Origin of the sequence: Blastopirellula retiformator (assembly GCF_007859755.1) — a bacterium.
GTDB lineage: Bacteria > Planctomycetota > Planctomycetia > Pirellulales > Pirellulaceae > Blastopirellula > Blastopirellula retiformator.
This window is the reverse complement of record NZ_SJPF01000003.1, coordinates 930,954-942,326: the sequence shown is the minus strand read 5'-3', so window position 1 is coordinate 942,326 and position 11,373 is coordinate 930,954. Positions and strand designations below refer to the sequence as shown.

Below are 11,373 nucleotides of genomic sequence, written 5' to 3'. Positions count from 1 at the left end.
CCACCTAAAGCCGTTTACCAAGGAGAAGTCTCATCAAGGGAACGCTCTAGCAGGGCGATCACCGCGGCTGGATCATACGGTTTCTGCAGGAAAAACCGGGCTCCGTTGCGTCGCGCAGTGCGAACGATATCGGCTTGATCCATGCCGCTGATCACGATAATTGGCACTTGGTAGGTCGCCTGAGCGTCAGCCAACTCTTCGCAAATGTCGAGGCCATTGGCGTCTGGCAGGTCAATGTCCAGCAAAACGGCCGAGATTTGTTCGCTGGCAGCGTACCGCCGACATTCGTCACCCAGCCCGGTATCGAGCGTCTCAAACCCATTTTTTCGCAAGATCAGCGACAGCACCTCGCGTTGCGACCAGTCGTCGTCGCAAATCAGTACGCGACCTCGGGATCCACCACACTCAGAAACTGGATCGAGCTCGGGGGTGCTCTCCATAATCATCGTCACTACCTCCATTGTGCGCACTTTCACGATGCTCAACGCTACCCCACGGACATTTGGTGTCAAAAGGAAACGGTTGCGAAAAAGAAACATCCTCGTCCCCGTTTCGCCTCAAAGTCGCCCCATTCGTTGCAATCATCGCCATCCAGCTGGATCGCACCCGCTATGCGCGTTACTTTGGAAGATAGAAGTTCTTTCGCCGTCGCACTTTATCTCAGCCCCGGATGTAAACATGCGCGCACTCCTTTTGATTCTCACCATCGCCGTTTCGCTCACTTGCGCTGCCCCTTCTTCGCTGCGGGCCGACGACGCTCCGCAGATCAACGAGCTTGTCCGCACCGCCTCAGGCCTGGTGAAATCGGCGAAAGGGGAAGAAGAATTCGCCGCCATAATTAGCGTCTGCGACGAAGCCGAGACGCTGGAGTTGCCGAGTGAACACGCGCAATACTTCACCCAGCTAAAAGCCTGGGCGCACAACAAACGGGGCGAAGCGCTCGCCGACAAGGCGGCCCAGGCCAGCGATCCGGCCGAGATGGCAAAGCTCGACCAGGCGGCGCTCGCCGATTTCGACGCCGCCGTCAAACTCCAACCGAAAATGGCTTCCGCCGTCCACAATCGCGCCGTCAGTCTAGCCGCCGCTGGGAAAAGCGACGAGGCCCTCGAAGACTTTAACTTGGCCATTGAGCTGAATCCCAAGTACGCCAACGCCTGGTTTAACCGGGGCGAACTCAACTATCAGGCCGGGCGGGTCCGTCAGGCGATTTCCGACTACAACCGGGCGATCCAGCTGAAGTCGACCGACCCTGGGGCCTTCAACAGCCGCGGAAATGCCCAATATCTGGCCGAAAACTACCAGGCCGCGCTCGCCGACTTCGGCCAGGCGATCCGCCTGGCGCCGCAGGATCCGCTCGGGTACGCCAATCGAGCCGACGCCTACAGCGACCTCGGCTATTGGGACCGGGCGATCCGCGATTACCGCCAGGCCTTGCAACTCGATTCGGAGTCGGCTCGCGTCAAACAGGGCCTGGCTTGGGTGCTGGCCACCTGTCCGCAGGCCGATCTGCGCAACCCAGAACAGGCGATGCAGTTCGCAGCCGAAGCGGCGGCTCAGCTCGAATCGCCCGACGCGCGGTACCTGGACACGGTCGCGGCGGCCCAGGCCAACCTGGGACAATTCGACGAGGCGGCCCAGACCGCTGAACAGGCGAAAGCAATCGCCACCGAGCCGCACGCAGAGCAAATTGACGCTCGCATCAAGCTCTATAAATCTCAGCAGCCATTTCGCGAACCTTCCCGGTAATTACCGCTTCTAAGTAAAAAGTGAATGAATTTCGTCTACCCGGACGGCAGGTTCTTGGCTAGACTTTGCGGAACAGATGGGGATAATGGAAGGATGGATGCCATTGCCCTTCACCACGCTTGACGAACGGCGACATCCCTATCTAAAGCCGTAGTTCTGAAGCACTTACGATTTTGCGAGACGCGATTCCTATGTTTTCCATCGTGGAAACTCGACTGCCAAAACGCCGCCCGATCACGGTCGGTCCAGGAATTCGCGCCTAGCCCGGCGTTTGACATGCGCTGCCAACGGACGGCACAAGTGACCTAGTCCGTTTCGCCCAATCCATTAAGATTGTCTCGCGCAGGTCTATACGCTACGGCTCCGTCCCTAGGGACCTCTCTCTCCCGACCTGCGTCGGAACCCACGATTTCAGAGCGCTCGCGCTTCCGTTGTTTTCCTTCAACCTCGACCTTTTTTGAACTCCTTTACTATGAACCTCGCCAAACTGCGAAACATCGGTATTTCCGCTCACATCGACTCTGGAAAAACGACCCTAAGTGAGCGCATCCTGTTCTACAGCGGCCGTATCCACAAGATCGAAGACGTCCGCGGCGGCGGCGACGGCGCGACCATGGACCACATGGAGCTCGAAAAAGAACGTGGTATCACGATCACCAGCGCCGCGACCAGCGTCGAGTGGAAGGGTCACCCGATCAACCTGATCGACACCCCTGGCCACGTCGACTTCACCGTCGAAGTGGAGCGTAGCCTCCGCGTGCTCGACGGCGCCATTCTGGTCCTCTGCTCGGTCGGCGGCGTTCAAGCCCAATCGCTGACCGTCGATCGCCAGATGAAGCGATACAAGGTTCCGCGCTTGGCGTTCATCAACAAGATGGACCGTACCGGCGCCAACCCCGATAAGGTTGTGCAGCAGATGCGCGACAAGCTGGGCGTCGACGCGATTCCGTTCCAGATTCCGATCGGGCTGGAAGACAAGCTGGAAGGCGTCGTCGACCTGGTCGAAATGAAGGCCTACTACAACGAAGGCTCGCAGGGCGAAATCGTCAAGGAAGCCGAAATTCCGGCCGACCTGATGGACAAAGCCCAGGAAGCCCGTCAGCACATGCTTGAATCGCTCTCGCTTTACAGCGACGAGTTGATGGAACTGCTGCTGGCCGAAGAAGAAGTGCCGACCGACCTGATTCACAAGGTCACCCACGACGCGGTGATCGGCCTGAACATCACGCCGGTTTTCATGGGCTCGGCCTACAAAAACAAGTGCGTGCAGCCGCTGTTGGATGCGGTCACTCGTTACCTGCCGTCGCCGCTGGAAATCCAGTACAAGGCGAAGGACGTCGAGGACCCGAACAAGCTGATCCCGCTCTCTTGCGATGACGACAAGCCGTTTGTCGGCATGGCCTTCAAGATCGTCGAAGATCCGTACGGCCAGTTGACCTTCATGCGGATTTACCAAGGCAAGATCGAGAAGGGCAAAGGCTACGTCAACCAACGTACCGGCAAGACCGACCGCTTCGCCCGTATCGTGCGGATGCACTCCGACAAGCGTGAAGAAATCGACTCCGCTGGCGCCGGCGACATCGTCGCGGTGATGGGCGTCGATTGCGCCTCAGGCGATACCTACGCCTCGGAACGGAACTACTGCTCGCTGGAAAGCATCTTCGTGCCGATCCCGGTCATCAAGATCTCGGTCGCTCCGAAGAGCCGCGACGACAGCGACAAATTGAGCAAGGCTCTGCTCCGCTTCCGCAAAGAGGATCCGACGTTCCACGTCTTCACCGACGAAGAAACGAACGAAACGATCATCGCGGGCATGGGTGAATTGCACCTGGACGTTTACGTCGAACGCATCCGCCGCGAGTACAAGGTGGAAGTGGTCACCGGCCCGCCGAAGGTTTCGTACCGCGAAGCCCCGAGCAAGGCGGTCGAGTTCAACCACAAGCACAAGAAGCAGACGGGTGGTTCCGGTCAATACGGCCACATCGTCGGCTCGATGGAACCGCAGGAAGACGGCGGCGAAGAATTCATCTTCGAAGACAAGATTTCGCAGGGTCGCATTCCGAAGGAATACATCCCGGCGATCCAGAAGGGCTTTGAAGACGTCCTGGCCAAAGGCCCGGTCGCTGAATTCCCGGTCGTCGGCCTGAAGGTAACTTTGACCGACGGTTCGTACCACGACGTCGACTCGTCCGAAATGGCGTTCCGCGTTTGTGCCCAAGGCTGCTTCCGTGAGAACTTCATGAAGATGAAGCCCGCGTTGCTGGAACCGATCATGAAGGTCGAAATCGAAGTGCCCGAAAACTTCCAGGGTCCGGTGACCGGCGACGTCATTGCTCGTCGCGGCATGGTGACCAACACCGAAACCAACGCCGACACGACGGTTATCACCGCCGAACTGCCGTTGGCCGGAATGTTCGGTTACGCCACGGTCCTGCGTAGCATGACGCAGGGTCAGGGCACCTTCAGCATGGAATTCGAAGCGTACAAGCCGACGCCGTCGAACATCCAGGAAGAAGTCGTCGCCGAACGCAAGAAGGAAAAAGAAGCCAACGCGAAGTAGTCTTCGCCACGGCCTTCCTAATACGAAGAAGCCCTGCTCGCCCCGTGCGAGCGGGGCTTTTTTCTTTTTCTCACCCCCGTCGCCGCTTGCTCGCGACACCGCTCGATATCGATTACGCTACTAGCAAGGATGAATCGAACCCCTGCCTTCCTTCCATGAGCGAATCTGCGTGGCGACCATTTGCAGCAATTGCGGAGAAGAGCTGATCGGCGCCGTCAATCGTTGCTGGCGGTGCGGCCGAGAGTTTGAAGTCGACGCGTTGGCCGACATGCCGCCTGTGCGGCGATCCCCCGTCTTGCGCGAGTACCTGCGTGAAAACTCCGCTTCGCCCGCAGATGGCGAACCAATCGTCGCGACGACGACGCCAGAAGAGGCCGAAGGCGAGATTGTGACCGCCGAGATCGCGGAGAAGCCGCCAGCGCCGCTCAAGCTCGACTCCCCCTTCCAAGCGACGAAAGAATCCGCGACGGACGCACGTCCGATCCCCTGGACCGGCATCGGGCTTTGCCTGGGCGGACTGGGTGCGATGCTCTGCCTGGTCACAATTTTCGGCGTCCCGTTTGCCATTGCCGGGATCGGCCTCTTGATTTGGCGAGCGGGTTCGATTCCAGGCCGCCACGTCTGGCTCCTGTTGCTGCTGATCATCCTGCTGCTACTGGTCGGCTCTTTCCGCACGAGCATCGCCTTGCACGACCATTTTTTTGGTCGCCCTTTGTTTCCGTCGTTCGTTCCTTAACGCCCACTACCGCCGTGCCTTCTGCGTCTCCCAGCAAGTCGACCCTACGCCAGCAGCACTTAGCCGCACGTAACGCCCTGAAAGACCGCCCTGAGCGGAGCAAGCGGATCGCGATCCGGCTCTCGGATTGGGACGCGTTTCGCCAGGCCGAGACGATACTCTGCTACGTCGCCGCGCGTAGCGAAGTCGATACGCGCCCGATACTGCCCGAGTTGCTTTCAACCGGCAAGCGGCTGGTCGTTGCCTACTGCATCGACGACGAACAGCTAGGCCTATTTCATTTAACCGACCTCAGCGAACTCGCGTCTGGTCGCTTCGGAATTCTAGAACCTAAGGCTGAACTTCGAGATTCGCGACGGATTGCCCCAGCAGTGATCGACTTGGCCATTCTGCCGGGCGCGGTCCTCGACCTTCGCGGCAATCGTATCGGCTATGGCAAAGGATACTTCGATCGCCTGCTTGCAGAACTGGCGCCGGAGACGGAAAGATGCGCACTCGCGTTCGAATGTCAACTTGTCGATGACGTGCCGACGGAGCCGCACGACCTGCCAGTCGACACGCTGATCACCGAGAATCGCCTGATCGATTGCCGCGCGTTCCGCTAGCGGATGACGTACAGGTCGCGCAGATTGTCGCCGATCAAACCTGCGTGGCTCTCCCCCTTTTCAGTCAGGTAGAGCGCCTTGCCTTGCCACAGACGCTCCAGCGACTCGCGCGGCCAGACTTCGATACCGATCGCCGGGTTCGGGTCAGCGATCAAGACCTGGTCATCATTGATCACCCCCAGGCAGATCACCGAGTGCATCGTCCCCGGCGTCCAACCTTCTTCGAGCTCGATCCCGTGCGAATTGCCAAACGACTCCCACTGCTGGATGCCAACCTGGATCAAGACCGGGCGATCGAGCTGGGCAAGCTGATCGAAGCTGATTTTGTCGGCCGAAACGTCGAGCCCTGAGCCTGTGGTTTTCAGCTTCAGGCCGCGATAAACCCCTTTCCAGGAAGTCCCCTTCCGCGTGAAGCAGAGTTCGGCCATCTCCTGCTCCGATGCTGGCAGACCATACTGCCCGAGCAACGTCGCCGCACAAGCGGCGGAGCAGGTCTTCTGAGTCGTTTGAAAGCAGATGCCGTCGCGGCTCCACAAATCGCCGCATTGCGGCGCGGCGCCAAGAACCAAGTAGACCGACGAAAAACCGCCAACGCACAGCATGGCCCCCATCGGCAATGCCCGACGCGCCCCTTGTTCTTTCAGTCGATTCGAGACAATCGCCGCCATCACGGCCGCGCCCATCGGAAACCAATTCCCCAGCACCATCAAGGAAGAAAACGGAAGCCACTTCGCCATGACCTCGTTATCCCACAAGAACCACGCGTAGCCTGCGATCGCCAACACCACGACCGCCGCCGCGATGTCCAGAACGAGCGGCGTCCACTGCCTGGAGAGCGACCGCACCGCGAAAAACGCGGTCAAAGAGAGCCAAGTGACAATCGCGTAGGCGATGTACATATCGGTCACGGCATCGTCTCCTTGTAGAACTGGCAATCCTTGCCCACGCAGTGATCCGAAATCACGGATTGGACTGCGAATTAAATCAAGATGATTTCTTTGTAAATATATCGTTAATTATAGGCAGCTTCAATCCAAGAATAAAACGAGACGGTCATAAGTTGCGATAATTTCAGGCAACTGCCTTATCAGGAATCACAGTACTGCGTCCCGAACAGGCAATACTGGGCATTACGCACTCAGTTAAGAATGGGTTGCGATTTGCGTGCCAAAGAAAAGCCAGAATCTTGAGGGGCACGCTAGCAGGCTTGGCCCGAAAACAGACCTAAACTACAACCAAATAAGAACTTGCATTCACATCAATGCAGTCACATCCCCCGCAACGCGCTACTTCACGTTTGACATCTGGGCGTCGATCCAAGCCTCGAGAGACTTCCAATCGACTGGTGGAAGATCAGAAAGGTCGGGTCGCAGTCGAACCGCCTCCTTAATGTAGACGTGCCGAATCTCCTTCTGACACTTAGCAGTGTTCCAGTGGAGCATGATCCGAATACAGAGCGGTAGAGACCCAGGTACGCTGATTTCATGGGTACAGATCAGCGGAACATCCATCCAGCCGAGCTGCCGAGCGGCCAGCGCGGGGAACTCGGCGTTCAAATCGCTGGTCACAGTGAAGATCGCGCTGCCAACATCCCGCCCTTCAATGCCGTTCTGGCGAATCATCAGAGCTAATAGTTCACGCGTCGCGCGTAGGATCTCGTCACGATCATTGTGATCGACGGTAGTGGCGCCGCGGACGCCTCGGCAGGCAATCGACATACAAATACGCTTTGGCAAATAGAGGATCGGAACAAGGGTCAAGCATAACCATGAATTGGACCGCATGAAAGCCGCTGAGAGGGACGAAACAAGCGAGGCAAATGGACCACTTTGCGAAAATCTTCAGCCCCGAAAACCCTGTATTTCTAGGGTTTTGCGGCTTCCATTCACGAAATCTTCCCGAAATGGCTTTGGGCCCGTTGACGCCCACCGCCATTCCGATAGGATAGACCGTCTCACTTGAAGGCAATGGCCACGGCAGTGAGAAACACAAAACCGAGAGACAACGTTTCTCGGACATTGATCTTTGACAATTTGGTTGTGACCTCTGTTGAGTTCGGCGTGAGGCTGTGCTTCGCAGAACTGTTCCTCGGAACAGCTTTGTAGAAGCAAATCACAATGAACTTGAATTTGAATTGTTTTGCAAAGAGCAGTTCAAACACTTTAATTTTGCTCATATGCGTGACGCTTCGGCCGACCGCTAAAGCATATAACAATTGAAGGGTTTGATTCTGGCTCAGAATGAACGTTGGCGGCATGGATTAGGCATGCAAGTCGCGCGAGAATCAAGGAAGCTTGCTTCCGAGAGGACAGCGGCGAAAGGGAGAGTAACAGGTAGTTTATCTGCCCTCGGGTTCGGGATAGCGTCGGGAAACTGGCGGTAATACCGAATAACATCTACGGATCAAAGTTCCGGCGCCCGGGGATGAGACTGCTTACTATTAGCTTGTTGGTGGGGTAATGGCCTACCAAGGCTACGATGGTTAGCGGGCGTGAGAGCGTGGCCCGTCTCACTGGGACTGAGATACTGCCCAGACACCTACGGGTGGCTGCAGTCGAGAATCTTCGGCAATGGGCGCAAGCCTGACCGAGCGATGCCGCGTGCGGGATTAAGGCCTTCGGGTTGTAAACCGCTGTCAGAGGGGAAGAAATTTTGACTGATCCTCAGAGGAAGGACGGGCTAAGTTCGTGCCAGCAGCCGCGGTAAGACGAACCGTCCGAACGTTATTCGGAATTACTGGGCTTAAAGGGTGCGTAGGCGGCTCTACAAGTCAGGTGTGAAATCCCACGGCTCAACCGTGGAACTGCGCCTGAAACTGTAGAGCTTGAGGGAGATAGGGGTGAGCGGAACTGATGGTGGAGCGGTGAAATGCGTTGATATCATCAGGAACACCGGCGGCGAAGGCGGCTCACTGGGTCTCTACTGACGCTGAGGCACGAAAGCTAGGGGAGCGAACGGGATTAGATACCCCGGTAGTCCTAGCTGTAAACGATGAGCACTGGATCGAGGGGACTCCCACATCTTCTCGGTCGTAGCGAAAGTGTTAAGTGCTCCGCCTGGGGAGTATGGTCGCAAGGCTGAAACTCAAAGAAATTGACGGGGGCTCACACAAGCGGTGGAGGATGTGGCTTAATTCGAGGCTACGCGAAGAACCTTATCCTAGTCTTGACATGCTTAAGAATCTTCCTGAAAGGGAAGAGTGCTCTTCGGAGAGCTTTTGCACAGGTGCTGCATGGCTGTCGTCAGCTCGTGTCGTGAGATGTCGGGTTAAGTCCCTTAACGAGCGAAACCCCTATCTCTAGTTGCCAGCGAGTAATGTCGGGGACTCTAGAGAGACTGCCGGTGTGAAACCGGAGGAAGGCGGGGATGACGTCAAGTCCTCATGGCCTTTATGACTAGGGCTGCACACGTCCTACAATGGTGCGAACAAAGGGACGCGAACTCGCGAGAGTAAGCAAATCCCAGAAAACGCGCCTCAGTTCGGATTGCAGGCTGCAACTCGCCTGCATGAAGCCGGAATCGCTAGTAATCGCGGGTCAGCATACCGCGGTGAATATGTTCCTGAGCCTTGTACACACCGCCCGTCAAGCCACGAAAGTGGGGTGCACGCGAAGTCGCTAAGCTAACTCGCAAGAGAGGCAGGCGCCGAACGTGAACTCCGCGATTGGGACTAAGTCGTAACAAGGTAGCCGTAGGGGAACCTGCGGCTGGATCACCTCCTTTCTAAGGAAAACTGGTGAACGACATGGAAGACTCACACTTCCTTCTAGATGCGAGTAATCGCGACTAGACGTATCACCTTGGGACAGTCTCACTCAACTCAGCTTGGTCACAACCATTTTTATACGAAACGGACGATAGAGAAATCTATCGTCCGTTTTTTGCATGCGCTGATCACAGCTCGCGCAAACAGCGAGTTCCAAGACTAACCGCCGCGCTGATAACTCCGCCGATATTCCAGCGGAGTCATTCCCATATGATTGCGGAACTGACGACTAAAGGTGCTCTGATCCGAAAATTCGTTCGCCTTCGCGATCTGCTGAATCGAGTGATCAGAATTTGCCAGGTCGTGGGCCGCGGCGTTCAGTCGTGTGCGAATCTTGAAGTCCCGGGCACTCATTCCGAACACCGCCTGAAATTTGCGATTCAGTTGCCGCGTCGATAGCTGCGCCCTTTCTGCAATTTCTTCGATCGTCGCCTTGGCGCCGGCCGACGTTCGCATGAACTCGACCACATCCTCCAGTTCCGATGCAGGCGCCGCCCAGCGCTGCCCTTCCTTGTAGCTACGAATTACTCCCGCGACGCCGATAATCTCGTCGCCATGCTCGCTGTAGACCGGCATCTTGCTGGTGATATGCCAATCGAGAATCTTCGTCTCGTCGTAGAAAACTTCGACCCGGTTGCGAATCTGCTGGCCTGTCTCCATGACATAGCAATCATCGGCTCGGTACTTTTCGGCGATCTCCTTGGGGAAAAACTCCCAATCGTAGGCGCCGATCAGCTCTTTCTCATCCGAGGCTCCCAAGCGGCGAACCAGCTGCCGATTCGCCCAGATCATGCGGCTTTCTCGATTCTTCGTAAAGAAGAAGACGTCTGGCAGCGCGTCATACAGATTTTGCAGCTGATGCCGGGTCCCCATCCGCTCGAAAAACTGCCTCTGAAGTTCGGTGGACATCGCCGCCTCTTGATGAGTGCCGCCAGAATTGGAGAAGACAAAGTTGTCTGCTATGGCGAATTATGCACGATTCAGGGCCACCGAAAAGCGACCCGCCAAAAGTGGGCGTTCTCGTCCAACCGCAGTCGCGACAGCGGTTGCCCGATTTGGGCGCTGCGGCGACAATTGAGGTGAATACGGCGCTTCTCGCCGCAAGTCCTTAGATAGAAGATTGGCCGCCAATGTCCTCGCACAAACAAGCCTCGGACCGCATCACCGTCCCCAAATTTGTCGCAATGAAACGGGACGGCAAGAAACTTTCGATGCTCACCGCCTACGACTACACCATGGCGCAGCTGCTCGACGAAGCAGGTGTAGACTCGATCCTGGTTGGCGATAGCCTCTCGATGGTCGTTCAAGGACATGACACCACGCTGCCGGTCACCCTCGACGAGATGATCTATCACGCCAAGATGGTTGCCCGGGCGGTGAAACGAGCCCTGGTGATCGTCGATCTGCCGTTTCCCAGCTTTCACCTCGGCGTTTACAGCGCCATCGAAGCGGCGGGCCGCGTCTTGAAAGAAACCGGCGCCCAAGCGGTCAAACTGGAAGGGGGCGTCGAGCAAGCGGAAGTAATCGCCGGGCTCGTCTCCGCAGGAATCCCGGTCATGGCTCACGTCGGACTTCGCCCCCAACTGGTGATGCAAATGGGTGGCTACAAAGTACAACGCGACGAAGAACAGCTGATGGCCGACGCCATGGCCGCCCAAAACGCCGGGGCCTTCGGCATGGTGCTGGAGTGTGTTCCGCGTTCATCGGCCGAAAAAATCTCGGCCGAACTGTCGATTCCTACCATCGGTATCGGCGCTGGCGTCGGCTGCGACGGCCAGGTGCTGGTCGTCAACGACATGCTGGGCCTGACCGGCGGCTATGTGCCGAAGTTCGTCAAAGCGTACGCCGATCTTCGCGGGCAAATCTCGACCGCCGCCAAACAATACTGCGAAGAAGTCCGCAGCGGCGCCTTTCCGGCGGAAGCCCAAAGTTTCAAATAATCGCCGCCGCAATCGGTTCC

9 protein-coding genes and 1 rRNA gene are annotated in these 11,373 nt (G+C 57.2%); 6 read left to right on the top strand and 4 right to left on the bottom strand.

All coding sequences use genetic code 11. From position 1 onward, the window contains the following. Positions 1-14 precede the first annotated feature (14 nt). Positions 15-446 (bottom strand): response regulator, encoded by a 432-nt coding sequence (locus tag Enr8_RS15650; RefSeq protein ID WP_186767682.1) that lies wholly within the window; start codon positions 444-446, stop codon positions 15-17. 232 nt (positions 447-678) lie between these two features. Here Enr8_RS15650 and Enr8_RS15645 point away from each other — a divergent pair, with 232 nt between their 5' ends. From Enr8_RS15645 to Enr8_RS15635, 4 genes are all read left to right on the top strand, one after another. Further along, a complete protein-coding gene (locus Enr8_RS15645; RefSeq protein WP_186767681.1) occupies positions 679-1,746 on the top strand; it encodes a tetratricopeptide repeat protein in 1,068 nt (355 codons plus the stop codon). Positions 1,747-2,218: 472 nt separating this feature from the next. After that, the gene (fusA, locus tag Enr8_RS15640; protein WP_146433154.1) at positions 2,219-4,306 is read left to right on the top strand and encodes an elongation factor G; all 2,088 of its coding nucleotides are present in this window, start codon (positions 2,219-2,221) and stop codon (positions 4,304-4,306) included. Between the two features lie 169 nt (positions 4,307-4,475). Next, the gene (locus tag Enr8_RS25500) at positions 4,476-5,042 is read left to right on the top strand and encodes a hypothetical protein (protein ID WP_186767680.1); all 567 of its coding nucleotides are present in this window, start codon (positions 4,476-4,478) and stop codon (positions 5,040-5,042) included. Between the two features lie 14 nt (positions 5,043-5,056). Beyond that, entirely contained in the window at positions 5,057-5,647 is a 591-nt protein-coding gene (locus Enr8_RS15635; protein ID WP_186767679.1) for a 5-formyltetrahydrofolate cyclo-ligase, read from the top strand. On the opposite strand, the gene Enr8_RS15630 is transcribed toward Enr8_RS15635, so the two are convergent. Continuing rightward, positions 5,644-6,546, bottom strand: a complete 903-nt coding sequence (locus Enr8_RS15630) for a cysteine peptidase family C39 domain-containing protein (RefSeq protein ID WP_246120115.1) — start codon at positions 6,544-6,546, stop codon at positions 5,644-5,646. The two genes, Enr8_RS15635 and Enr8_RS15630, sit on opposite strands and share 4 nt — an antisense overlap. Before the next feature lie 387 nt (positions 6,547-6,933). Then, positions 6,934-7,365, bottom strand: a complete 432-nt coding sequence (gene aroH / locus Enr8_RS15625) for a chorismate mutase (RefSeq protein ID WP_146433148.1) — start codon at positions 7,363-7,365, stop codon at positions 6,934-6,936. 494 nt (positions 7,366-7,859) lie between these two features. On the opposite strand from aroH, the gene Enr8_RS15620 reads away from it, so the two are divergent. After that, positions 7,860-9,370 (top strand): 16S ribosomal RNA (locus tag Enr8_RS15620). 202 nt (positions 9,371-9,572) lie between these two features. Here the strand turns inward: Enr8_RS15620 and Enr8_RS15615 are convergent. Further along, a complete protein-coding gene (locus Enr8_RS15615; RefSeq protein ID WP_146433146.1) occupies positions 9,573-10,322 on the bottom strand; it encodes an AraC family transcriptional regulator in 750 nt (249 codons plus the stop codon). Positions 10,323-10,543: 221 nt separating this feature from the next. Here Enr8_RS15615 and panB point away from each other — a divergent pair, with 221 nt between their 5' ends. Continuing rightward, a complete protein-coding gene (panB, locus tag Enr8_RS15610) occupies positions 10,544-11,353 on the top strand; it encodes a 3-methyl-2-oxobutanoate hydroxymethyltransferase (protein WP_146433143.1) in 810 nt (269 codons plus the stop codon). Positions 11,354-11,373: the final 20 nt, after the last annotated feature.

What these genes read in the sequence shown, in the direction of transcription:
- Enr8_RS15650 (WP_186767682.1), bottom strand. Translation starts at nt 446, where the DNA reads ATGATTATGGAGAGCACCCCCGAGCTCGATCCAGTTTCTGAGTGTGGT.
- Enr8_RS15645 (WP_186767681.1), top strand. Translation starts at nt 679, where the DNA reads ATGCGCGCACTCCTTTTGATTCTCACCATCGCCGTTTCGCTCACTTGC.
- fusA (WP_146433154.1), top strand. Translation starts at nt 2,219, where the DNA reads ATGAACCTCGCCAAACTGCGAAACATCGGTATTTCCGCTCACATCGAC.
- Enr8_RS15630 (WP_246120115.1), bottom strand. Translation starts at nt 6,546, where the DNA reads ATGTACATCGCCTACGCGATTGTCACTTGGCTCTCTTTGACCGCGTTT.
- aroH (WP_146433148.1), bottom strand. Translation starts at nt 7,365, where the DNA reads ATGTCGATTGCCTGCCGAGGCGTCCGCGGCGCCACTACCGTCGATCAC.
- Enr8_RS15615 (WP_146433146.1), bottom strand. Translation starts at nt 10,322, where the DNA reads ATGTCCACCGAACTTCAGAGGCAGTTTTTCGAGCGGATGGGGACCCGG.
- panB (WP_146433143.1), top strand. Translation starts at nt 10,544, where the DNA reads ATGTCCTCGCACAAACAAGCCTCGGACCGCATCACCGTCCCCAAATTT.